Genomic DNA, 24106 nt, shown 5'->3' on the forward strand with positions numbered 1-24106 from the left:
TAGGCAGTCTTTTATTCAATATATACTAATATTATATATCTATATGCTTGGAATTTCCATACTATTCGCCGATTTAATTTTATTTTCATGAGAATCATTCAAATGCTTCATTTCATTGTAAAGAAAAACTGCAGTTACAATTGAAGCTGTAAAATCCGAAATCGGTCCAGCTAACCATACACCAGTAAGCCCTAAATACTTAGGTAAGATAATAAGCATAGGAATTAAAACTATAACTTGTCTAAGCAAACTTAAAAACATGGATTTTGGAGCTTTTCCCACTGCTTGAAAATAATTTGAGCTTACAATTTGAAAACCTACTAACGGAAGCATTGCTAAAAATATTTTCATTCCTGTAGTTGTAAATTTTATAAGCTCAAGATCATCGTTAAATATTTTTATCAAGCCTACAGTATAAAACTGAGTTAATATAAATCCTAAGGTCGCAACTGCTGTCCCCGCAGCTACCGCAAGCTTTAGTGCGCTTTTAACTCGTTTATATTCTCCAGCACCATAGTTGAACCCAATTATAGGTTGTGATCCTTGATTAATGCCAAAAATAGGCATTAGAAAAAATATTGCTATCGCATTTATCACCGTCATTGCTCCTATTGCCATATCTCCACCGTGAGTCTTTAATGCATTATTAGAAATAATAGTTACAAGGCTAGCTGCTATTTGCATGAAAAAAGGGGCCATCCCTATTGCAAAAATATTTTTTATTATACTCATATCTAGTTTTAAATTATTAATTTTTAATTTTAAATTACTTTTTTCAGATAAAAAATGTTTAAATACCCAAACCATTGATACAAACTGAGATATTATAGTAGCCAGTGCTGCTCCTTTAATCCCCATATTGAAAGTAAATATAAAAATAGGATCCAAAACTATATTTATAATTGCGCCTATAAGCATTGTATACATTGCTATTTTAGGATTTCCCTCGGCTCTAATGATGTTATTAATACCAAAACCTAAGCCCTGAAAAAGTGCTCCCGCTAGGATAATTGAAATATAGTCATCGGCATATCCAATAGTTTCACTGCTCGCTCCAAATAAATATAATAAATCTGTTTTAAAAATATAAGAAAGCACTACAACAATTGATATTATTATAAAAATCAATGTAACTGCATTTCCAAGAATTTTTTCTGCTTCTTCTTTCTTATTTTGGCCTAATCTGATTGAAATTATTGCTCCAGATCCAATACCCACGAGCATACCGAAAGCCATCAAAATAGTCATAAATGGCAAATTAAGTCCTATACCTGTCATAGCTAAAGCTCCTAAACGCCCTATATACATCCTGTCTACAACGTTATATAAAGCATTAACCATCATTCCAATTATTGCTGGTATAGAGAACTTAAGCAATAGCTTCCATATCTTTTCGTCTTTTAGCTCTAATTGTTTAGTCATTTTTTTCACCTTTTCTACATCTATTTTTTTTATATTTTGAAGCATTCTCTGATATCTTATACAGTAGACTTCTTAAATTTTCCTTTTCAGTTTCAGATATATCCTCTAGTATAATTTCACTCCATTGTTTAGAAAAATTTATCATTTCTTCTTTTATCTCGATAGATTTTTCTGTAAGATATATCCTATTGACACGTTTGTCACTCTCGTCAGATTCTCTTGTTATAAATCCTTTATCTTCTAATTTTGTAATAGCTCTTGCTGTAGTGGCTTTATCTATATCAAGCGCTTTACTTATTTCGTCTTGGCTAGCACCATTATCCTTATATAAATAAAATAAAAATGTATATTGTCCACTTCCAATTTCAAACTTACTCATAGCAGTATCCATATAGCATCTTCCATGCCTATATAGCATAGATATATATTTTCCCGGATTAAACTCATGATAATCATAGGTTTTCTTCATTTACAGTTTCCTCCATTCATAAGCATGAACTATTATACAATATGATAGTTGCTAATGCAACTAAAAAACATTGTTCATATGAACAATGTTTTAAGTAAAACTTAGTCAAAATGCTTATAAATATTTTTTGAACCACTCAGTTATTTCTTCTAGATTTTTAATTCTATTGTCAGGTCTTCCGCTACGGGTCAATTCATGATTTTCATTTTTGAAAATAATTAATTTACTATCTACATCATTGTGTTTCAAAGATGTAAATAATTGTAGTGCTTCTGATAACCAACATCTATAGTCCTGATCAGAATGAACAATAAGAGTAGGTGTTTTTATATTATTATAAAATTTCATTGGAGACTGACTCCACATTTTATCGTAGCTATTCCATGGGTCAGATGCCGTCTGATCAGTAGCAAAATAATAACCTATGTCTGTCGTTCCATACATGCTTGTCCAACTAGATATACTTCTTTGAGTAGCTGCTGCTTTAAAAATATCAGTATGTCCAATAATCCAGTTTGTCATAAATCCGCCATACGATCCACCTGTTACATACATCTTATCAGTATCAATAAATGGATTAGTTTTTATAGCTTGGTTCAAACATAGCATTATGTTATCATAATCAACCTTACCATATTCACCCCTAATATCAGCAAATTCATCTCCTTTTCCATCTGAACCTCTAGGGTTACAAAATAATACTGCAAATCCCTCTGCTGCCCAATACTGCATCTCATGATAATATACTTCTCCGTATACGGTCTTCGGACCACCATGAATATCTATGATTAGAGGGTATTTCTTATCAGCTTTAAATTTATATGGTTTCATAACCCAGTAATCAATACTATAATTATCACTATCCTTTACACAAAAATGGTTTGGATAAATAATTTCTCTTTTTTCAGATATATAATCATTAAAATTACTTATTTTTTCTTCAGAATTTGAAACTCTATATATCTCCTGAGGCACCATATTTCTTAAGCCTATGAAAAATATTCCTTTATCAGTTACTACATATTCATCGACCGACCCTGTATTATTCGTCAATTGCTTTAAATTACCTTTTAAATCAAGTTCAAATATATTAGATGAATAACCCAATGTGGATATAAAATATAGTTTATTATTAGTCTGCTTTAAATTTTCAGAAGAATATAGCCTAATGTCCGTACCAACTGAATTCCATAAACTCATGTCAAAATCAGAGTTCAAGCATTCAAAATCAAGTGTATCAAAATTGACTTTATAAAATTTAGGATTTTCATTAATGCCATAATTTTCCATAGCAGTTGCCGATACTATAAGATTATTTTCATCAAACATAAATGCACTGCTTATATTGTATTTTTTATCTGAATAATCAAAGATAACCTTTTTATTTTCTATATCTATTATAGCTAATTTGTTTTTTAAATCCATTTTACCTAATTTAGTTCCATAGATTACAACTACTTTAGATTTTGTTGGATCTAATTGGAAGTCATATACATCTATATCATCTCCCAAAATATCAGATATATTTTTAATCTTATCGTTTTCTGCATCATAAGTGTAGATTTTAGTTATAGAATTGTGAATAAACCCAGATCCATTTTCCCAAAATGGCAAATTTTCAATTACCTCAAAACCATCCTTATCTTTTCTTTTTTTTACTTCTAGTTCTTTCTCTTCATCCGATAATAAATAAAAGTCTTTTGTACCAAGGAAATAGTCTGCTGAAAATATAAACTTAAATTCAGAAATCTGTTTAAAAGACTTAATATTTTTTGGAATAATATATTTCTTTATAGCTTCACCCTTAAACAGATCTAATTGATAAATTGTTGATATTTCATAGCCGTTTTTTCTCTTTTCTTTGTCTTTAACATCTCTCAAGGAATTTATATATATTATAGGTAAATTCATATCCCAAATAAAACTATTGTCTAATCCACTGCCAGTATATTGACCCCACTTATTTTGTTCAATATCATATATATGAATATTGCTTTCATATCCCTTTGTTTCACTATCTACTTGAGAGACAGAAACTGCTAGATATTTATTATCAGGCGATATTGATAAATTAGACAAAAATTTCATTTTAAGCAAATCATTTTTTTTAATTTTCCCCATTTTATATACTCCCTTCTGGTTATACAAAACAATAAAAAAAGTTTTCTTTGATAGTAATTCAAAGAAAACTTTTTGTCTAGTAAATTATTTAATCTTCAAGATTGTGGTATACATTTTGAACGTCATCATCTTCCTCTAACATATCCATCATCTTATCCATACTTTTCTTTTGGTCATCAGAAATAGCTGTATATGTTTGAGGTATCATTTCAATATCTGCCGTAACAAATGAATAGCCATGACTAGATAATGCATCTTTAACTTGTAAGAAGCTTTCGATATCAGTTAAAACTACAAAACAATCTTCTTCAGTAACAAAATCTTCTGCTCCAGCTTCTAAAGCTTGTTCCATAAGCGTATCTTCAGATATATCATCAGATTTTTCTATTATAATTTGGCCTTTTCTATCAAACATAAAGCTAACGCATCCAGCAGTTCCTAGATTTCCGCCATTTTTATCAAGATAGTATCTCATGTTTCCAGCAGTTCTATTTTTATTGTCAGTAAGAGTTTCTATTATAACTGCTACACCACCAGGTCCATAGCCTTCATAGGTTATATGCTCATAGCTTTCTCCATCTCCTGAGCCTATTCCTTTTTTTATTGCTCTTTCAATATTGTCGTTGGGCATATTTTCACTTTTAGCTTTTTCTATTGCATTTTTTAGATTGGCATTGTATTCAGGGTCTCCTCCACCCATTTTAGCAGCTACCGAAATAAGTCTAGCATATTTTGTGAAAATCTTAGCTCGTTTTGCATCTTGTTTTCCCTTTTTGTTGATTATGTTTCCTATACGTCCCACATTCAATCCTCCTTGAATAAGCTAAATCAAATTAACTATAAAATTTTAACATAAATAAATTTCATAGTAAATGGTTTGATTTTTTTTGTAGCTAAAAGATTGGTGGGGTAGGAATAGCACTTCTTTTATGCTCAGATGATATATGAAGTTTATCAATAATTACTCTGTCTTTTTCAGGGATTTCATTTCCACTTATATATGCATCGATATAATCATAAGTTGTCCCCATTTCAAGTTCATCAGTTTGGCCATCCCACAAACCCGCAGATGGAGCTTTATTAATTATCTCATTTGGAACTCCAAGTACTTTCGCCCACTCGTAAACTTCTCTCTTTAGAAGATTTGCTATAGGCAATAAATCTACTCCGCCATCTCCGTATTTCGTAAAATAACCAGTATATACTTCCGCCTTGTTGTCAGTTCCTACTACCATATATCCTAAATTATTTGCAATAGTATATAATGTGCTCATTCTCAGTCTTGCTCTTAGATTTGCATCAGATATTTTTTGATAGGTTGGATTCCATAATTGGTCACTTGACATTGTATTTTTTATTTCATTAAATAAAAGTTCGTGAGTTTTAGTTAAATTGATATTCATAGATTCAATCCTACACTTGTTAACTAATAAATTAGCATGCTCTACATCTTGCGGATTGCTCTTAATTGGCAAAATTACTCCTAGAGAATTTTCTGGGAAAGCTTTTTTTATTAAATAAGCAACAACTGCTGAATCAATTCCTCCAGATATTCCTACAACTAAACCTTTGGATTTTGATTCATTAACCTTCTCCCTTAACCAATCCACAGTCAAATCTATTTTTTTAAACATAGCTTCCATTAACTATTCCTCCATACCAAGAATAGCATATACGCAGTGTCCATAAACTATGTTTAAATTATTATCCAATGCTTTTTTTATAACCTCATCATCCCAGGTTCCAGGCTGAAACCAAAGATATTTTATTCCATTTTTTACTGCTTCATCTATAACCATCATAGCTATTTTAGGATTTACTACAATATCTATACAATCAATTTTTTCATTGATTTCATCTAAAGATGAGTATATTTCAACATCATTCACAGTTTCGCCCTTATATTTGGGATTAATCCCAAATACATTGTAGCCATGATTTTTCATTCTAGTAGGTATTTTGTATCCAAATTTATTTTTATCAGGAGTAGCTCCATAAATTGCCCAATTTTTGCTCTCTAACATTGTTTTTTTAATTTCGTTCATATTCATATCAATTCCTCCTAAATGAATTCAAATCAAAGTAATATATAGTTATCATTTACAAAATCTAACAAAACTTCATCTTTAATATCTATTATAACATTACCTGAGGTTAAATCATTAATATGATTAATGCTCGAATCGATTTCTTCTTTATCAACATAAATAGTATATTTCACCACATCTTCGAAATCAGGCTTTGAAGTGAGAATATTTCTTGTACTGATATCATTTTGAATTTTTCCTAAAAAGCTATAATCAAATAAAATTTCAATCGGAATAAATATTTTTTTTTGAGATATTAATGAGTTTTCAAGGGTGGATTTTGCTGATTTTGAGTATGCTCTTACCAATCCTCCTGCCCCTAATTTTATCCCTCCAAAATATCTTGTCACTACTATAGCAGAGTTAGTTAATTCTTCCTTTTTCATAAGTTCTAAAATAGGTATTCCTGCAGTTCCAGATGGTTCTCCATCATCTGAATATTTTTGTGCATTCATTTTTTCACCTAGAATGTATGCCGAAACATTATGGGTAGCATCTTTATTTTTTTTCTTTATCTCGTTAATAAATGTCAATGCATCTTCCTCAGTTTCAACATGTCTACTATAACCAATAAATTTTGACTTTTCTATAATTATTGTTGATTCTCCTGATTCAAAAACAGTTTTATATTCATTCAATTTTATTACCTCTCATTATTAATTCTGTCTAAAATTAATTCAATTGATTGTTTTGCTGCTCTTCTTACATATTCTTTTTCATTTTTGTTTGTGTATATCTCATTTAGTTTATATATATATTCCTTATCAGCAATTTTTCCAAAAGCTATAATTGCGTATTGCTTAACTTGAGGTTTTATATCCTTCATTCCATTTGATAAATATGGTAAAAATTCCATGCTTCCTATTTTCCCCATAGCAGAGTATGTCATTCTTCTTATATTGCCATGCGGGTGACTAGCGTAAAATTTTAGTTTATCATTGAAAGAGTTTGTTTTAAGTTCTCCAATAGTCCATATTATCACCATTAGGTCTTCAATATTATCTATGTCCATCATTGTTTTGCTAAATTCATCTAACAGACATTTTTCGTTTTCTTTATCAATGCATTCTAAATATTGTTCTCTTTCTGGTTTTGAAAGAGATAGATATTCCGATAGTATATTAATATCCGCTATTTTCGTTTCAGACAACAATAAGTCTTTTTTTATTTTATAAATATGAAGTTTGACTATATCTTCGCCCAAGTTTCTAATCTTCGATATTTGGTAAATACTTTTATTTTCTAAATACAAAAGATAGGATATTTCATTATCACTCAAGTTCTCGATATTTTCCCAATCTAATTTCATTTTATAAAACCTCTTCTACAATATATTTTTTGTAGCGGCCATAATCTTCCTCGGTAATATCTATTTGAACAAGTATTCCTTCTTCAGAATAGTTTTCTTCAAAATTATATTTCTTGTGTAAAGAATTTATAACTTCTCCGTTAGAAAAAGGAATCAAAAGCTTAACTTTTTTTAAATTTGAATTAATATGACATTCTATTTTTTGTAGTAATTGCTCATTATTATATCCAGTTTTTGCAGAAATAAATACATATTCATCCTTAGGCTTATAATCAAGTTCATAGTTTACTTTATCAGCTTTATTGAATACATAAATCATAGGCTTGTCAGCAGCACCAATTTCTTTTAAAACACCTAATGTAGTGTCGATCTGCAAATTGAAATGCTCATTAGAAGAATCTACTACATGTAACAATAAATCTGCATAACTTACCTCCTCAAGGGTAGCTTTAAATGCTTCTACCAAATAGTGTGGCAAATCTGATACAAAGCCCACTGTATCAGTTATAAGATATTCTTTGTTAGAAGGGAGTATAGCTTTTCTAAGCGAAACATCTAGAGTCGCAAACAGCATATCTTTAACAAATACATCTTTATCCGCGCTATATTCTCTGTGTGATTGAATCAATTTATTCAATAAGGTAGATTTTCCAGAGTTTGTATATCCAACCAGTGCAACTATTGGCAAATTTGACTTTAATCTTTTAGATCTTTGAATCTCTCTATTTTTTTTTATTTCCTTTAATTCCCTTTGAATGTCATAAATTCTTTCTCTTATATGTCTTTTATCAGTTTCTAATTTTTTTTCTCCAGGCCCTTTAGTTCCTATTCCCCCTCCTAGCCTTGACATTTCTTTCCCGACACCAATTAACCTTGGAAGTCGATATTTATACTGTGCAAGTTCAACTTGAAGTTTTCCCTCTCTAGATAAAGCCCTTTTTGCAAATATATCCAAAATAAGCGCAGTTCTGTCTATAATATCCAACCCAATAATTTCTTCAAGATTTCTAATTTGAGCTCCAGATAGCTCTTCATTGAAAACAATTAAGTTTGCTTGCATATTATTTGCATACTCTTTTATTTCCTCAGCCTTTCCCTTGCCAAGATAATATGCAACATCGTAGTTATCTCTATTTTGAATTATACTCCCAAGTACATTACCGCCAGCTGCTTTAGCTAGTTCTTCTAACTCAATCATAGATTCTTCAATTTTGGTTGAAGATGTATTCTTCTTATAGTCTGTAACATTTAATCCAACTAATATCATTCTTTCTTCTAATTTATTCATATTATCTTCCATTTGATTTACCTCGTTTTTAGTAGTGTTTTTTATATTATAACCTATAGTCAACAGTTATTAAATGTTACAGTTTATAAAAATTTATATTATACGAAAAGACTTATGATATAATATATTGGATGAAATTAAGGAGGTAATATATGAGTAGTAAAAATACAGAGACTAAAGCTAAAAATGTCTCCAAAAATAAAAAGAAAAAAAGAGTTAGTATTTTTAGAGTAATAATACTAGTTTTTTTATCTTTTTTTATAATTGGCTCAGCACTTGGCCTTGGATTACTGTTTGCAGTCGTAAAAACAGCTCAACCAATAAATGCTGCTAGTATCCAAAATATGCTCGATGAAAGTTCATTTATATATGATTCTAGTGGCAACTTGATTGAAAAAGTTCATGGTTCTAACTATAGAACAATTGTACCTTTAGATCAAATCCCTAAACATTTACAAGAAGCTGTAATAGCAATCGAAGACGAAAGATTCTATAAGCATCCAGGAGTTGATATAAAAAGAATAGGTGGGGCACTTCTATATGACATTAAAACTAGAAGCTTAGCTCAAGGTGCATCAACCATAACTATGCAGTTAGCAAAAAATCTTTATACATCTCCAGAGAAAGATATAACCAGAAAGATTAAGGATGCATATTATGCTCTAGAAATAGAAAAACAGCTTAATAAAGATCAAATTTTGCATGCTTATCTAAATACTATGTCTCTAGGTAGAGGGGCTATAGGGGTTCAAGCTGCAGCTCAAACTTATTTTTCAAAAGACGTATCTGAACTAAATTTAGCTGAATGTGCTATGGTAGCCGGTATAACTAAGTATCCTTATAAGTTTTCACCATACGTAACCTCAACTATTGATGTTACTGATGAGTTATCGGCTTTCGAAATTGTAGTATTGCCAAGCACAGAGGAAACTCCTCTTCCAACAGAAAATGATTTATTAATATATGAAAAAGCTTTAAATATAGGAAAGATTGATAATTTTGAATACAACCTGTTAAAAAAAGGCGATGTATATTTAAGAAAAGCAGTTTTAAATCCTGAGTCTAAAAAAAGACAAGAAACAGTTCTTTTTAAAATGAATGAATTAGGTTATATAACTGACTCAGAATACCAAGAAGCAATTAATCATGAAATAGTAATAAAAATCGGTAAGAAAAAAGAACAAGGAATTTCGACTTACTTCATGGATAAGCTAAAACAAGATGTAATTACAGCTTTCATGCAAAAAGGATATACAGAAGATGAAGCAATTGATATTTTATACAATGGCGGTTTAAGAATCTATTCCACACTAGATACTAACATCCAAAAAATATTAGAAAAAGAATTCGAAAACAAAAGCAATTTTCCAGGCTCATATACCGATGAAAATGGCATAATTCAGCCTCAGGGCGCAATGGTTATAATGGATCAATACACAGGAGAAGTTAGAGGTCTCGTTGGAGGAAGAGGAATTGGTGGAAATAGGATTTATAATAGAGCACTTAATCCTAGACAACCAGGTTCTTCAATAAAACCTCTTGCGGTATACCTTCCAGCATTATCAAAAGGTATTACAGCAGCAGACGTCTATGATGATTCTCCAAGAGAAGATGGTAAAGGTGGATACTGGCCTAAAAACGTTGGCTCATATTACGGCCCTTCAACTGTTAGGCAATTACTTGAACGTTCTTCGAATGTAGGTGCTGTTAAAATAGGAGAGAGTTTATCTTCTTCGCCTGAACAATCAATTAATACAATGATTAGCTATCTACAAAAAATGGGGTTCACAACCATAGTTACTAGAGATCAAAATTCAAGAGTCAATGATGAGAACTTATCTCTTACTCTTGGTGGTATGACAAAAGGACTTACCCCTCTTGAAATAACTTCTGCATATACTGCTATTGCTAATCAAGGTAATCAGTCTAGACCAATATTCTTCACTAGAATTGAAAATTCTAACGGAGATATAATTTTTGAGAACAAAAATATTAACAAAGAAATTACAGATTCACAGACTGCATACATTTTAACTGATATGCTAAGAACTGCTGTACTAAATGGCTCAGGAAAGCAAGCAAAGCTTTCAAATATTACTACTGCTGGAAAAACAGGAACCACATCAGACAAAAAAGATGCTTGGTTTGTAGGCTTTACTCCTTACTATACCGCAGCTACATGGATTGGAACAGATATGCCAACAGAACTCTCCGATGGAAGTGCTATGTCTGCTCGGCTTTGGAAAAATGTTATGGAGCAGGTTCATAAGGATTTAAATAATAAAGAATTTTCTAGACCAAATGGCATCACAGAAGTATCTATCTGCAAGCTGTCTGGCGGCTTACTTACTGAAGCATGCAGTAGAGCTGGAACTGCTACAACAGAGCTCTTTAAATCAGGTAGTGCTCCTACACAATATTGCGAAATCCATAATGACGAAAATACCCCTATTGAAGAAGAGTTAACTGATGAAGATTTATTCCCAGATGATGAGCTTTTAGACGATGACCAAGAAGATGATGATTCTTTGAATAACCCAAATTCAAACAACGGAAATGGAAATCCGAATAATAATCCAAATTCAAATAATGGTAATCAAAATAATCAAAGTCCACCACCAGCTGGAGAGGATATAGTTCCAATATTTGATAATCCATAGATTTCAAAATTGTTTTATAAAAAAATACACTGTAGTTTACTCACAATAGTGATAAATCTAGCAGTGTATTTTTTTATTTTAAAGCATTAACAATCCATTTCCTATAGTCCTAATCATTTTTCTCAACTGCTCTTCTTAAAATATAATTTTCTTTCACATTAGCTTCTAGTTTTACATAGACCTCTTGTTTCGGAACATTTGAGGATTCAAGTGTGATATTTTTAATATCTTTAATTTCCAATATTTGAGAAAGCAAAACCGAGTTACTATCAGGTCCTATAATCTCAACAATTTCTCCTTTTGAAAACTTATTTCTTTGTTCTATAAGTGCATAGCCTTCTTGGTTAGTGCCACTTTTAACTAAACCAACAAAATCAAAATTCCTTATATATGAACTTGAACCATAGTTTTGAGATTCAGATGTATCGTCAGATTCAAAAAATGCTGTTGTAAAATCCCTATAGCTCACTTTCATAAGCTCATCCATCCAAGCTTCATTAAACTTCCAATTTTCAGGATCTTCGTAATATGCGTCTATGGCCATTCTATATGCCCTAACTACAGTTGCAACATAATATGAAGTCTTAATTCTTCCCTCAATTTTTAAGCTATCTATCCCTGATTTAATTAGTTCAGGGATATATTCTATAAGACACAAATCTTTGGAGTTAAAGAAATATGTTCCTCTATCATCTTGCTCTACTGGATAAAATTGTCCTGGACGCTTTTCTTCCATTAGAGCGTAATTCCATCTGCAAGGTTGTGCGCATTCGCCTCTATTAGCATCTCTAGAAGTAAAATAATTGCTGATTAAGCATCTTCCAGAGTATGAAATGCACATTGCCCCATGAACAAATGCCTCTAATTCAAGCGTTGAAGGAATATTATTTTTGAAATCCTTTAGCTCACCTAAGGATAACTCTCTTGCAGTTACAATCCTTTTTATTCCTTGTGAATGCCAAAATTTAGCACTACTGAAATTAGTAGTATTTGCCTGAGTACTTAAATGTAACTCCATGCTTGGGACAGATTCTTTTGCAATTAATAAAAACCCAGGGTCAGAAATAATAATTGCATCTACCCCTATACTTTCAAGATACTTAAAATATTCTGAAGCTCCATCTAAATCCTCATTATGTGGAATTATATTGCATGTTACATAAACCCTTTTCTCATGTTCATGCGCAAAATTTATCCCTTCAATCATTTCGCTTTCAGTAAAGTTTTTTGATGCTGCTCTTAACCCAAATTTTTCTCCACCTATATAAACTGCATCTGCACCATAAATAATGGCCATTTTTAATTTTTCTAAATCTCCTGCAGGTGCTAATAATTCAACTCTTTTCAAAAAATCACCTATAACCTTTCAAATTAAACTTATAAAGTATTTAAAATATTATTAACCATTAATCCATCTCCAATTGGGAGTATGCTTGTTCTTATATTGTCATTAGCGTAAATATAATCAATAAATGCCTTCATGTTTCTAACGATAGTCCTCTGTCTCCTTGGAACTTCATTAAGTGGAAGACAGACTAACCCCTTATGAAGAATGTTGTCGCCAATAATTATTGCTTCATTATTTAGCTTCGGAATAATAAGGTCAAAAAATTCCTTATAATGACCCTTTGCTGCGTCAATAAATACAAAATCGTAAGTATTTTCGAGCTTCTTTATCTCAACCAAAGCATCCCCATGTATCGGATTTATTTTATATCCAGAGGTTTTTATATTTTTTACAGCAATATCATACATATCATTGTTCTTTTCAATAGTATCTATGGTGCAATTTCCAGATAAAGTTTCAGCCATTAATATAGCTGAGTATCCAATTGCTGTACCAAGTTCTAGAATTCTTTTAGGTTTCTTTGTCAATAGAATATTTCTAATAAAACTAGATACATCATCTTTAATTATTGGAACCTTATTTTCAATTGCATATTGGTGCAAATCTTGAATTAAATTACTTTTATTACATGATAAATTATTTATAAAATCGTCTACTATTCTAGGGTTTATTGTATCTAATATATACATTATTCTCTCCTGTTAATCTAAATAGGTGAATAAAAATTATTCACCTAAATATTTCTTCTTAGCTTGTAAATGCTGCTCATAAGTTTCAGAAAATTCGTGTCCCCCATCTCCTTTAGCAACAAAATATAAAAATTTAGTCTGCTGAGGATTTGAAGTAGCCAATATAGCATCTAATCCTGGAGATGCAATTGGCGCAGGTGGCAAGCCTTTAATTAAATAAGTGTTGTATGGAGAATCAATTTTCGTGTCCGCAATAGATAGTACCGGTTTTCTTTCTTTCAAAATATATTGTACTGTAGCACAAGATTGTAGTGGCATTTGAATGCTAAGCCTATTATAAAAAATACCAGCTATAATTGGCCTTTCTTCTTTTTTTACAGCTTCTCTTTCAACAATTGATGCCAAGGTAATAAATTCATTTATATTCAAACCACTTTCTTGTATTTTAGATTCTAACTGCTGCTCTTCATATACTTCACTAAATCTATCAAGAAACATTTTTATTATTTGCTCATTCGTAGCCTCTTTAGATATATAGTAGGTATCCGGAAATAAGAAACCCTCTAATGATTTTACTTCTGGAAGGTTTAAGTAAGGGTACTGCGACTTATATAAATCTACATTACTTGTATCACTAATAAAAGAATCAAAATCAGTTATCCCAGCACTTTCTAGTTTTTCAGCTATATTTCTAATTTCATAACCTTCAGGTATTGTAATTTTTATCCCTATTGGTTTAGAGCCTTTATTCAGAATCTGCAAAATTTCCTCTACGTTTTGGGACTTATTAAGAGAATAGCTTCCACTTTTTATATTCTCAAGAGAATTAATTTTTGCATAAATTAAAAATGCTGTTTCGTTTTTAATAAGATTTTTTTCTTCTAAAAGTCTCGCAGCACTTTTTAAACTGCTTCCGTCAGATATATCGACTTCAATTAAGGAAGTATCATTTGATACTGGAGAAATCAAGGATTTATATCCAATGAATATACCTCCAATTATAATAAAAATTAAAACCAATCCCAAAAACAAAAATTTAATAATACTTTTCATTTAGTCACCTTTACCTCTAAAATCTAATAATCTCATCCTTGAGAACTAAACCATGAATTAATTTTTTCGGTGCCGTTTTCTCTGACGAAATAATATATGCTGATAGAATTAACTCTTTAGCTTCTTCATATTTACTCATATCATTATGATGAACAACCGCCAAGCTTTCATCTAAATCTATCATATCTCCAATTTTTTTATTAAGGATTATTCCAGCACTTAAATCTATTTTCGATTCCTTTGTTTCTCTTCCTGCTCCTACTGCTAATGCTGCTCTTCCTATCATTTCTGCATTTATCCCTTTAATGTAACCTGATTTTATTGATTTAACCTCCGTTTTATAATCTGCTTGCTTAAATAAGCTATAATCATTAACAACCTTTGGATTTCCTCCTTGGTTTTCAATTAATTCTTCTAGCTTTCTTAAAGCTGAACCATTAGAAATCGAATTTTCAATCATTTTTTTTGCATCATCAATATTATCAGTTATTTCAGCTAAAATTAGCATATGAACACCTAAGTTAACACATAATTCATAAAAATCACTCGGTCCATTGCCTTTTAAAGTCTCAATTGCTTCTATAACTTCTAGTGAATTTCCAACTGCATTTCCAAGTGGCTGATCCATATCTGTTATTACAGCTAGTGTCCTTTTCCCCATTTCATTTCCTATATCAACCATTTCCTTTGCTAAAGAAAAGGATTCATGTAAGCTTTTCATAAAAGCTCCACTTCCTGTTTTTACATCAAGAACTATTGCATCTGCACCAGATGCTAGTTTTTTGCTCATAATACTGCTTGCAATTAATGAAATATTATCTACAGTCGCTGTTACATCTCTTAACGCATACAATTTTTTATCCGCAGGTGTGATTTTTCCAGTTTGACCAGCTATGGCTATTTTGGACTCATTAACATTTCTAATAAAATCTTCTTTTTCTAAATCTGTAGATAATCCCGGAATAGATTCTAGTTTATCTAGTGTTCCACCAGTATGCCCCAGTCCTCTTCCAGACATCTTTGCCAAAGGAGCCCCTAAACTAGCAATAATAGGTGCAAGTGCTATAGTAGTTTTGTCACCTACCCCACCAGTAGAATGCTTATCCACTTTAATTCCATCAATTTGGTCTAAGTTTATTCTTTCTCCCGAATTTATAATGGCTTGAGTTAGATATACCGTCTCAATTTTACTCATCTTTTGAAAATATATCGCCATCAGTAATGCTGACATTTGATAATCAGGAATCAAATCATTAGTGTAGCCATCGATTAGGAAATCTATTTCTGATTTAGTCAGTTCTAGTCCATCTCGTTTTTTTCTTATAATATCTATAGCCTTCATATAGCACCTCTTTTATAAAAAGAATTATTTATTTTTAAAAAAATCCTTTATTTCAATATAAGATTGTTTATTATCAGCTTCTCTTAATAAAAAGTTTAAATTATCAATACCAAAAATTTCAGAAACAGTATTTATTGAAACACCATTTTTTATTAAATGTAGTGCAAAAGATTTCCTAAGTATTTTAGGGTTTACTTTTGTTTCAATATTTTGATTTTCTGCATACTTTGCAATTATTTTCCATACGCTCTGCCTTGATAGCTTTTCTTTATTCTTATTTAAAAACAAATAATTCGTCTCTAATTTAAATTCTAATCTTTCATAATTCAAATAGTTGATTAATGATGAGTTAATATCACTATCGAGAGAGAATGTTTTTTTTATTGAATTTCTATAAATACTAATAAGATTAAGATTCAAATCAATATCCCGCACTTTCAGTTCTACTATTTCAGATGTTCTTAATCCTAATGTGTATATTGTTTCTATAATAGCCTTATCTCTAAGTGAAATAGAATCATTAGGCGTATTCAGTAATATATCAATTTCTTCTTCAGAAAGTATGTTATCGCTAGATACTATACTTTTTTTTTCAATATTAATAGAATTTAAATTCGAAAGAAACTTTATATCATTAGCTACAATATTATTTTGAATTAAATAATAATATGCTTTTTTTATTGAAGCTAGTCTTCTTTTTTTAGTCGATTCACTAATTGAGGATTGACTAATAAATTCTATCAGATGGTCAACCCTAAATAGATTATCAAGTTCCACAGGCTCTGATGTTTCTAAATAATTTTTAAAATCAAAATAGTAAGCTAAAACAGTGTTATTCTTAATATTTTGTTTAGATAGATAAAGATAGTAATCATCTAGTAACTGATTAATATTAGAGAAGCTCATTTTCATTATCCTTTAACCAGTTTATTCCAATAATGGTTTTAGCATCTGAAATTTCATTTCTTTTTATCATATCTAGAGCTTCATTTAAGGATACTTCTAGCACATCAATCATTTCATCATCTTCAGGATTTGGCTCATTCTTTTCTTTTACCTTAGAAAAATAAATATAAATTCTCTCTGTAGAAAACCCTGGTGAAGTATAAAAAGATTGTATGAATTTAATGTCATGTGATATATACCCTGTTTCTTCATGAAGTTCTCTTTTTATACAATTTTTCGGATCTTCATTACTTTCTAATTTCCCAGCTGGAAGTTCAATTGTATAATTTTCAATTGGTTTCCTAAACTGCCTCACCAATATTATTTTTTTAGATTCATTAATTGCAACAACACAAGCTCCCCCTGGATGGGTAACTATTTCTCGCTGAGAATATTTTTGATCCTTAATTTCAACTGTAGACACTTTAACTGTAATTACTTTTCCAGTATAAATATCTTTAGTCGAGACAGTTTTCTCTGGCATACTTTGCATTAGCTTCTCCTCCTAAGACAAACTCTGATGCAGATATACAAGCATCAAATAGATAAGGTTCATCCGTATAAGTCCTACCCATCGATTTTGGTTTAACTATAAATTCACTAACAATTTCATTGTAGTTATAGCCTTTAGTATTTATAATAGTATGTTTTAAATCTAACCCATTGTCTGTAAATTGATTATTTATAAAGCTGTCTTTATCTAAATCAGTAATACTATACGGTATGATGCAGTGCGCATTTACAATATCTTTTAAAATTGTAATACTATGATGGCTAAGTCCTTTATGTCTATCTCTAGAATCTGAAAAGCTAATTCTAGGCAGAGCAATAGGTGTACCTCCAAGCTTTTCTATTGCATCTAAAATATATCCTTGTTCAATCCCAGAAAATCCATATTTCGTTCCTGTACCAACAATCCCAGGTCCCATACATATCATAATTATATCTGCTTTTAAAACTTCATATGCAAAAACTATTCCAGAATATATATTAACAGCTTCATAATCTCCTCCAAACGCATTGCCAACTGTAATAGTATAGTCTATTATTTTTTCAGACTTCAGTACTCTTATATTGTTACTTAGCTGGATAGGTAAGGCTGCTCCATCAGTCATTATATAAACTGCAGTTGTATCCTTCTTCGATAAATGTTTATACGATTCAAAGAAAACCGATACTTGACTGTGAAGCGTTCCAACAACAATTGGAAATTTATTTAAAGTATTAAATTTCTCTATTTCTAAATGATAATCACTATCTTGTTCTTCAACAGACAATGTTTTGAATTGATACGGAGTGTATCTAAGCTTCATTATATGCCCAGGAGCTTTATCTAATGCTTTGTTTTTGAGAGAATGATTAAACACTACAAAATCATAGCCTCCAGTACCTAGACTTAGTTCTACCGCTGTAGTATTTACTGTTATCTGATCTCCTATATTTACAATTCCCGTAAATATAGTATAATTAATAGCTTTTCTAACTCCAAAATCTGTTTTTACATTTATTTCTTGATAATCCTCATATGATTTAATTATATCTACTACAATACCTTCGTTCCATGATATACTATTCATTTCTATCTTCCCATCATATCAATTTTGTTTAATAATTTGTTTTTTGCAATTATTTTTGAAAAGGACACTTTCTCTGCGAATATATGCATCACAATAAGGAAGACTACAAGAGCAATTTTATAATAAAATGCTAAATCAATGGCAAAGCAGATTCCTAAAAATATACCAAGTAAATTTGAGCCCGTATCTCCAAGCATATACTTTGCAGTTAAATCTCCTTTTATATATATAAGACTTAAACATATAAATAATGCAAAATAGTACTGCGTATAAGATATAGATAAAAAGAATCCAATAATTGCAATTAATATAAACACTTTAGTAGCTCTTCCTGGCCTCAAATCCCACAAATTCATAAAATTAGTAAATAATGAAATTAGTAAAGTATTTATAATAATCTCTTGTAGGCTATTGGAAATGCTAAGAGATATATATAATGAAATGCCAAATCCTGCCAAAGCTTTCAGCATTCCTGTAGTAACTTTATTTTTAAAGAGCTGCTTTATATGTCCCTTTAATCCTTTGTTAGATTTATCTACTGTACTATCATCCAAATATCCTACAAAAGCCATCAAAATACATCCTACTAAAATCAGATTTATGCCAGTATCGTTATAATGTAATTGAAAAAACATAGAAAAAATAATTAATGATGGTATAAAGAAAAGTCCCATTCCGATGGGTATTTTTTCTCCCTTGAAATTTTCTTGAAGCATATTTGAATCAAATAGTATGTTATAAATTTGACTAAGAAAAAACTTTCCTGTCATCACTGCTATAACAAATCCTATAATAGCGTATTGCATATCTCTCTCCTTATAAACCTTCTTTAATTAATTCCTAAGCGATTTTTTTATAAGAATCAATATAATATGATAAAATTGTTTAAATCTATGGATAAAACCGGAAATATTTCTCCCTGTTTCATTGTGAGTCATTACAACAGGAACTTCTTTAATTGTAAAGCCCTTCTTTAAAATATCAATAGTCATTCCTACTTCGACTCCATAGCCAAACGGAATCTCTTCTATAATTTCAAGCACTTCTTTTTTAAAAAATCTTTGGCCAGATAACCCACTGTAAATTTCTTTTCCAGTAAAATATTTAATTCCCGAAAAGGACAATCTCTTTACAAATCCAAATCCACCTTTTTTCTTTGCAGAGGGGAACTGAGCAATAGTCACATCAATATTGTCGTACAAAATTGGTTTTATGAGCTTTTCAGCCTCAGACGATGTTTCACCTATATCTCCATCTAAAAAACCAATTATATCATAATTGTCAATTACTTTTTTAAGTCCAAAATTTAGCGCATACCCTTTTCCTTTATTGGCTTCATAAGTAAGCAAGTTAACGTTTTTAAACTCCTGAACATATTTTACTGTATTATCTGTTGAACCATCATCTATTACAAATAGATCTATATCATAAGGTATGTCCATTATTCCTTTTATTGTATTTCTAATTTGATTTTCCTCATTATACGCTGGAACTAACACTGCTATTTTCATAATTTCACCTTTTTTATTTATTTGTATGTTGGAAACAGTTTACTTGCAGTATCTTTTATACCATAGTTTCCATCTACCCCTGATAAAACCACAGATAACGATATTCTTCCTATAGCTTGGTCAACATTATCAACAGTTGAAATTTTAAGGTTTTTAAATTGTTCAATCGAAGAATAATTTGCATTTGATTCTTCTGCAAAAACTATTGGAATGTTTTTAGAAGAAATGCTTCTTGCTAAAGCTAAATCTACTTTTTCAACTTTTTCTTTACTTTCTTCAAGCTCTCCACCTAGTAAAATAACTTGATTGAATGGTTCTTGATTATTCGAAGTTGAAACTATCTTTAGTATCCCCAGTTGTTCAAGTTCAGCTAGTTTTAAACTGTTGTTCTCTGAAGTTAAGTTTATTATGTAATTAAAAATCTTCTCAGTATCTAGACTGTCTTCAGTGAACAAATCTGGGTATTGAGCTATAGTTAAGCTATTAAAATTATTTGAATTAATAGTGAGGTAGGTATGAATATTTGCTCCGGATATAGCTGCCCACTGTGATATATCAGAAAAGAAATAATCACCTGTTGTTTGAATTATTAGAAGGTTCTTATCAACTAATCTATCTTTAATTAAATCTTCATAGTAAGAATTTACAAACTCATTATAAATTTCTATAGATTTATCCTTTTCTACTAATTGATTGTTCATTTCGTCATTTTTTACTCTAAGCTCATTAAGTTTCTTATCCATATCATCTACTAATTTTATTTGCTGTTGAGTAAATATTTCTGAATTATTGAGATTAAAGCCTATCATTATACCTATGCCTAGTGAAAAAAACACTGCCGCAATAGTTACAATAAAATATTTTATATTGATAAACATATTTTATCCTCCATTAAAAATTCAATAAAATTTTAAGCTGTATTTCCAACAGTTTTATTATCTGCTGCATAGGCTGAGACAGATATATAAGAATCAATATTGGAAACATAGCTGCTATAAAAAGCCACCAAACGTATTTTAGTTTTAAACTGCCCTTATAAAGCAAACTAACCCCTTTTGCGTCAATTAATTTATATCCTATTTTAAGTCTAACTAGGAATGTACTTGACATCCCCTTTCTGCCTTTTTCTAAGAAATCAATTATATTTGAATGGGTACCTACAGCAACAATCAGCTCTGCATTATTTTCATATGCTATTAGCATTGCAATATCTTCACTTGTTCCAGGCGAAGGAAGTACAACCGATTCTAATCCAAGTTCTTCAATTCTAGAAAGACCAGGAGCCCTTCCATCAGGATAAGCATGGACAACTATTTCCTTTGACTTTTTTAAACATTCATCACTAATACTATCCATATCACCAACAACTAAGTCAGGGATTAACCCAAACTCCAGTAGAGCATCTGCTCCACCATCTACTCCAACTAATATAGGAGAAACTTCGTCTATGTAAGATCTTATTGTAGATAAATCCTCTTTGTAATTTTGCCCTCTTACTACAATTAATACATGCTTATTATTAAACTTCGTTTTGAGTGGTGGAATAACTACATCACCTAATATCATTCCTTTTTCTTTTTTTGCATATTCAATAGTATTATCTATAAATTTTTCAAGTTCCTCTGAAATATTTTCATATGCAAATTTTATCAAACTCTCAACTTTTTCTTTATCAATTATCAATCCGTTACAAATTTTTTCTTCATCCTTAAAAATATTCCCATATTCATCAATCTCGATTAAATCACCCTCATCAAGCCTATCCATCAAATCAAAGTCAACATCTATAATAAATATTCCATTATCTAAAAGAATACTAGGTCCTTTGTTAGGGTATTTTCCGCTAATTGAAGGAGATTGATTTATTATTGCTTTAATTTTAGAATTTACAAGCGAGTTTGCCGCTATTTCATCTAAGTCTTTGTGGTCAATTATAGCAATTTCACCAGGCTTTATTCTTTTTGCTAAATCTTTAGTTCTCTTATCTTTAGCTATATTTCCTTTAAACAACATATGTATTGCCTCCAATAAACTATGCATATATTAATTGCATTCAAAGCTTATTATATCACATTACTCCATAGAAAAAATAACAAATAAAACTCCTATTAAGGAGTTTATATAAGTAATTCAATTTAATTCTATCATTTCTTTTGCATACTTATAGGAAGTAGTAGAAGTATCATCTCCACTAATCATCTTTGCTATTTCAGATATTCTCTCGTCCTTGCTTAGCTGAGTAATAAATGAATGTGTATTATCGCCACTTTCTAATTTCTGTACTGCAAAATGATAATCTCCTTTTGCAGCAATTTGAGGCAAATGTGTAATACAAATGATTTGTCTATGTTTTGATATTTCTTTTAGCTTTTCTCCCACTACCTTGGCAGCTTTTCCGCTAATTCCAGTATCAATTTCATCAAATACAATAGTTGAAATATTATCAAATGTTGCACTCACCTTTTTCAGCGCAAGCATGAATCTAGATATTTCTCCTCCTGATGCAATTTTGTTAAAAGGTTTTAGGTCTTCTCCCTTATTGAATGATATCAAAAAAGAAATTGAATCTCTTCCATTTATTCCAAATTCAGTTGTATTCTCAAGTTTGATATCAAATTTTGAATTTATCATATCGAGTGATATTAGCTCATCAACAATGGCGCTTTTAAGCTCTGAAATTCCAATTAAACGCTTTTGAGATATTTTTTTTGAATATTTCTCAAGTTCTATTTCAAGAGATGAAATTTCTTTTTTAAGATCTATAATATTTGAGTCAATATTTTCTAAATAATTCTTTCTACTGTACATTTCGCCAAGATAATCAAATACCGAATCGATATCCTTGCCATATTTTAAAAGAATTTTATTAATGTCACTGTAACGTTGCTTTAAATCTGCAAGTTTTCCATAATCATAACTGAATTTGTCTAGATTATCCCTAATCGTAAGTGTAATATCCTCAAGCTTATAATATACTTCGTTAAAACCTTCATACCAGTTATTAATAAGTTCATCAGACTTAGAAAACTTACTTAAAGAATTTTTAAATAAATCTATCTTTTTGAGTATGTTATCAGAATTTGAATAAGAATCATTATAAATATTATTTATAAGCAAAGAAATTTCCTCTGAATGTTCTAATAAATTTATTTTAGATTCAAGGCCTTCAAATTCCCCTTTATTTAATTTTGCCTCTTCAATTTCCTTTATTTGATATTTTATAATATCTAGCTCTCTTAGCATAAATGCGTTATCATAAGTAGTTAAAATTTGGCTAAGCTCTTCTTGCTTTAGTCTATATGACAAAAAAATTTTTTTATAAGAATTATAAACATCATCAGATTTTAAGCTAATAAAATCATCCAATATATTGAGCTGAGACTCTTTTGTCAATATCTCGGAAAATTCATTTTGACTATGAATTGTTATCATAAGTGAAGTAATTAGACTTAAAAAGCTCCTAGTAACTAATTTGCCATTTAGTCTACAAGTGCTTTTTCCATCTTCATAAATCTCTCTCCTTAGAATAATCATATCTTCATCTAAATCGATACCCTCTTCGATTAAAAGACTTTTTATAGCATCTTTATTATTTGATTCTAAATAAAAAATAGCTTCAATAGTCGTCTTTGATTTGTTTTTTCGAATAAATGATTTATCAGCTCTCTTTCCTAGTGCGAAAAGCAGTGCATCTATGACTATTGATTTTCCTGCACCAGTTTCGCCAGTAAAAATATTAAAGCCTTCAAAAAAATTTATTTTAGAATAATCTATTAATGCAAAGTCTTTTATACATAGCTCTTTTAACATGAATAGTCTCCTGATTAAAGAAGTTTTCCAAATCTTTCTACAAAGCCTGGAATATCTTCTCTATTTTTCATTAACACAAACACTGTATCTGTTCCGCCTATTGTCCCCAAAATTTCTTTTTCCTCTAAAGAATCAATTACCTTAGCAACTAAATTTCCCGCTCCATCAACAGTTTTTAGGCAAATTATATTTTCTGAGTAGTCAATAGATAATAATACTTCTTTAACAAATCTAACTAACTTATCAAATGAGTTTTTATCTGATTCTCTTAGTGATGCATATTTGTATTCTCCATTTCCTCCTAAAACCTTAACAAGTTTTGGTTCTTTGATGTCCCTTGATATAGTAGCTTGGGTAACTTGAATACCTGCTTTTCCTAATTCAAAAACTAGTTCATCTTGAGTGTCAATTTCATTATTTTCAATAATCTCAAGTATTTTTGCATGTCTTTGTTGTTTCAAATTGCTCCCCCCTT

At 30.3% G+C, this 24106-nt stretch carries 23 protein-coding genes; 1 reads left to right on the forward strand and 22 read right to left on the reverse strand.

Annotated features, from left to right (window positions below; genetic code table 11):
- Positions 1–39: 39 nt before the first annotated feature.
- The 9 genes from CLOST_RS06750 to hflX form a co-directional block, all read right to left on the reverse strand.
- A complete protein-coding gene (locus CLOST_RS06750; protein ID WP_013361532.1) occupies positions 40–1422 on the reverse strand; it encodes an MATE family efflux transporter in 1383 nt (460 codons plus the stop codon).
- The gene (locus CLOST_RS06755) at positions 1415–1891 is read right to left on the reverse strand and encodes a MarR family winged helix-turn-helix transcriptional regulator (protein WP_013361533.1); all 477 of its coding nucleotides are present in this window, start codon (positions 1889–1891) and stop codon (positions 1415–1417) included. Before CLOST_RS06755 ends, CLOST_RS06750 begins: the two co-directional genes overlap by 8 nt.
- Positions 1892–2005: 114 nt before the next feature.
- Positions 2006–4012: an alpha/beta hydrolase family protein gene (locus CLOST_RS06760; RefSeq protein ID WP_013361534.1), complete on the reverse strand. Its 2007-nt coding sequence runs from the start codon at positions 4010–4012 to the stop codon at positions 2006–2008.
- Positions 4013–4100: 88 nt separating this feature from the next.
- Complete coding sequence (locus CLOST_RS06765; RefSeq protein WP_013361535.1) at positions 4101–4814, reverse strand: YebC/PmpR family DNA-binding transcriptional regulator; 714 nt, start codon at positions 4812–4814, stop codon at positions 4101–4103.
- A gap of 91 nt (positions 4815–4905) precedes the next feature.
- The gene (gene nadE / locus CLOST_RS06770) at positions 4906–5655 is read right to left on the reverse strand and encodes an NAD(+) synthase (RefSeq protein ID WP_013361536.1); all 750 of its coding nucleotides are present in this window, start codon (positions 5653–5655) and stop codon (positions 4906–4908) included.
- 3 nt (positions 5656–5658) lie between these two features.
- Positions 5659–6063: a CoA-binding protein gene (locus CLOST_RS06775; protein ID WP_013361537.1), complete on the reverse strand. Its 405-nt coding sequence runs from the start codon at positions 6061–6063 to the stop codon at positions 5659–5661.
- Between the two features lie 26 nt (positions 6064–6089).
- A complete protein-coding gene (locus tag CLOST_RS06780) occupies positions 6090–6737 on the reverse strand; it encodes a YigZ family protein (RefSeq protein ID WP_013361538.1) in 648 nt (215 codons plus the stop codon).
- Between the two features lie 5 nt (positions 6738–6742).
- Positions 6743–7408, reverse strand: a complete 666-nt coding sequence (locus CLOST_RS06785) for a HEAT repeat domain-containing protein (protein WP_013361539.1) — start codon at positions 7406–7408, stop codon at positions 6743–6745.
- Between the two features lies 1 nt (position 7409).
- Entirely contained in the window at positions 7410–8708 is a 1299-nt protein-coding gene (gene hflX, locus CLOST_RS06790) for a GTPase HflX (RefSeq protein WP_013361540.1), read from the reverse strand.
- A gap of 140 nt (positions 8709–8848) precedes the next feature.
- On the opposite strand from hflX, the gene CLOST_RS06795 reads away from it, so the two are divergent.
- On the forward strand, positions 8849–11356 hold the full coding sequence (locus tag CLOST_RS06795; protein ID WP_013361541.1) for a transglycosylase domain-containing protein: 2508 nt from the start codon (positions 8849–8851) through the stop codon (positions 11354–11356).
- Positions 11357–11465: 109 nt separating this feature from the next.
- Here the strand turns inward: CLOST_RS06795 and CLOST_RS06800 are convergent, their stop codons facing one another.
- The 13 genes from CLOST_RS06800 to argR all read right to left on the reverse strand — a co-directional run bounded on the left by CLOST_RS06800 (position 11466) and on the right by argR (position 24092).
- Positions 11466–12704 (reverse strand): peptidase U32 family protein, encoded by a 1239-nt coding sequence (locus CLOST_RS06800; RefSeq protein WP_013361542.1) that lies wholly within the window; start codon positions 12702–12704, stop codon positions 11466–11468.
- 29 nt (positions 12705–12733) lie between these two features.
- Positions 12734–13393: an O-methyltransferase gene (locus CLOST_RS06805; protein WP_013361543.1), complete on the reverse strand. Its 660-nt coding sequence runs from the start codon at positions 13391–13393 to the stop codon at positions 12734–12736.
- Between the two features lie 36 nt (positions 13394–13429).
- Entirely contained in the window at positions 13430–14446 is a 1017-nt protein-coding gene (gene mltG, locus CLOST_RS06810) for an endolytic transglycosylase MltG (protein ID WP_013361544.1), read from the reverse strand.
- A gap of 16 nt (positions 14447–14462) precedes the next feature.
- Complete coding sequence (locus CLOST_RS06815) at positions 14463–15788, reverse strand: pyrimidine-nucleoside phosphorylase (RefSeq protein WP_013361545.1); 1326 nt, start codon at positions 15786–15788, stop codon at positions 14463–14465.
- Between the two features lie 24 nt (positions 15789–15812).
- Positions 15813–16694, reverse strand: coding sequence for a tyrosine-type recombinase/integrase (locus CLOST_RS06820; RefSeq protein WP_013361546.1), 882 nt, complete (start codon positions 16692–16694; stop codon positions 15813–15815).
- Positions 16681–17226 (reverse strand): NUDIX hydrolase, encoded by a 546-nt coding sequence (locus CLOST_RS06825; protein WP_231853126.1) that lies wholly within the window; start codon positions 17224–17226, stop codon positions 16681–16683. Before CLOST_RS06825 ends, CLOST_RS06820 begins: the two co-directional genes overlap by 14 nt.
- Complete coding sequence (locus tag CLOST_RS06830) at positions 17192–18310, reverse strand: DUF3866 family protein (protein ID WP_013361548.1); 1119 nt, start codon at positions 18308–18310, stop codon at positions 17192–17194. Before CLOST_RS06830 ends, CLOST_RS06825 begins: the two co-directional genes overlap by 35 nt.
- A 2-nt stretch (positions 18311–18312) precedes the next feature.
- Positions 18313–19116: an MraY family glycosyltransferase gene (locus CLOST_RS06835; RefSeq protein WP_013361549.1), complete on the reverse strand. Its 804-nt coding sequence runs from the start codon at positions 19114–19116 to the stop codon at positions 18313–18315.
- Positions 19117–19143: 27 nt separating this feature from the next.
- On the reverse strand, positions 19144–19821 hold the full coding sequence (locus tag CLOST_RS06840) for a glycosyltransferase family 2 protein (RefSeq protein WP_013361550.1): 678 nt from the start codon (positions 19819–19821) through the stop codon (positions 19144–19146).
- Positions 19822–19838: 17 nt separating this feature from the next.
- Positions 19839–20699, reverse strand: coding sequence for a copper transporter (locus CLOST_RS06845; protein WP_013361551.1), 861 nt, complete (start codon positions 20697–20699; stop codon positions 19839–19841).
- Between the two features lie 13 nt (positions 20700–20712).
- Positions 20713–21834, reverse strand: coding sequence for a putative cytokinetic ring protein SteA (steA, locus tag CLOST_RS06850; protein ID WP_013361552.1), 1122 nt, complete (start codon positions 21832–21834; stop codon positions 20713–20715).
- A gap of 117 nt (positions 21835–21951) precedes the next feature.
- Entirely contained in the window at positions 21952–23631 is a 1680-nt protein-coding gene (gene recN / locus CLOST_RS06855) for a DNA repair protein RecN (protein ID WP_013361553.1), read from the reverse strand.
- A 14-nt stretch (positions 23632–23645) separates the two neighbouring features.
- The gene (argR, locus tag CLOST_RS06860; protein WP_013361554.1) at positions 23646–24092 is read right to left on the reverse strand and encodes an arginine repressor; all 447 of its coding nucleotides are present in this window, start codon (positions 24090–24092) and stop codon (positions 23646–23648) included.
- Between the last annotated feature and the right edge of the window lie 14 nt (positions 24093–24106).

The organism is Acetoanaerobium sticklandii (assembly GCF_000196455.1).
GTDB classification, from domain to species: Bacteria; Bacillota; Clostridia; order Peptostreptococcales; family Filifactoraceae; genus Acetoanaerobium; species Acetoanaerobium sticklandii.

Excerpts from the sequence above, each read along its gene's own strand:
- CLOST_RS06750 (WP_013361532.1), bottom strand. The coding sequence starts at position 1,422 with ATGACTAAACAATTAGAGCTAAAAGACGAAAAGATATGGAAGCTATTG.
- CLOST_RS06755 (WP_013361533.1), bottom strand. The coding sequence starts at position 1,891 with ATGAAGAAAACCTATGATTATCATGAGTTTAATCCGGGAAAATATATA.
- CLOST_RS06760 (WP_013361534.1), bottom strand. The coding sequence starts at position 4,012 with ATGGGGAAAATTAAAAAAAATGATTTGCTTAAAATGAAATTTTTGTCT.
- nadE (WP_013361536.1), bottom strand. The coding sequence starts at position 5,655 with ATGGAAGCTATGTTTAAAAAAATAGATTTGACTGTGGATTGGTTAAGG.
- CLOST_RS06775 (WP_013361537.1), bottom strand. The coding sequence starts at position 6,063 with ATGAATATGAACGAAATTAAAAAAACAATGTTAGAGAGCAAAAATTGG.
- CLOST_RS06785 (WP_013361539.1), bottom strand. The coding sequence starts at position 7,408 with ATGAAATTAGATTGGGAAAATATCGAGAACTTGAGTGATAATGAAATA.
- hflX (WP_013361540.1), bottom strand. The coding sequence starts at position 8,708 with ATGGAAGATAATATGAATAAATTAGAAGAAAGAATGATATTAGTTGGA.
- CLOST_RS06795 (WP_013361541.1), top strand. The coding sequence starts at position 8,849 with ATGAGTAGTAAAAATACAGAGACTAAAGCTAAAAATGTCTCCAAAAAT.
- CLOST_RS06805 (WP_013361543.1), bottom strand. The coding sequence starts at position 13,393 with ATGTATATATTAGATACAATAAACCCTAGAATAGTAGACGATTTTATA.
- mltG (WP_013361544.1), bottom strand. The coding sequence starts at position 14,446 with ATGAAAAGTATTATTAAATTTTTGTTTTTGGGATTGGTTTTAATTTTT.
- CLOST_RS06815 (WP_013361545.1), bottom strand. The coding sequence starts at position 15,788 with ATGAAGGCTATAGATATTATAAGAAAAAAACGAGATGGACTAGAACTG.
- CLOST_RS06820 (WP_013361546.1), bottom strand. The coding sequence starts at position 16,694 with ATGAGCTTCTCTAATATTAATCAGTTACTAGATGATTACTATCTTTAT.
- CLOST_RS06825 (WP_231853126.1), bottom strand. The coding sequence starts at position 17,226 with ATGCAAAGTATGCCAGAGAAAACTGTCTCGACTAAAGATATTTATACT.
- CLOST_RS06830 (WP_013361548.1), bottom strand. The coding sequence starts at position 18,310 with ATGAATAGTATATCATGGAACGAAGGTATTGTAGTAGATATAATTAAA.
- CLOST_RS06835 (WP_013361549.1), bottom strand. The coding sequence starts at position 19,116 with ATGCAATACGCTATTATAGGATTTGTTATAGCAGTGATGACAGGAAAG.
- CLOST_RS06840 (WP_013361550.1), bottom strand. The coding sequence starts at position 19,821 with ATGAAAATAGCAGTGTTAGTTCCAGCGTATAATGAGGAAAATCAAATT.
- CLOST_RS06845 (WP_013361551.1), bottom strand. The coding sequence starts at position 20,699 with ATGTTTATCAATATAAAATATTTTATTGTAACTATTGCGGCAGTGTTT.
- steA (WP_013361552.1), bottom strand. The coding sequence starts at position 21,834 with ATGTTGTTTAAAGGAAATATAGCTAAAGATAAGAGAACTAAAGATTTA.
- recN (WP_013361553.1), bottom strand. The coding sequence starts at position 23,631 with ATGTTAAAAGAGCTATGTATAAAAGACTTTGCATTAATAGATTATTCT.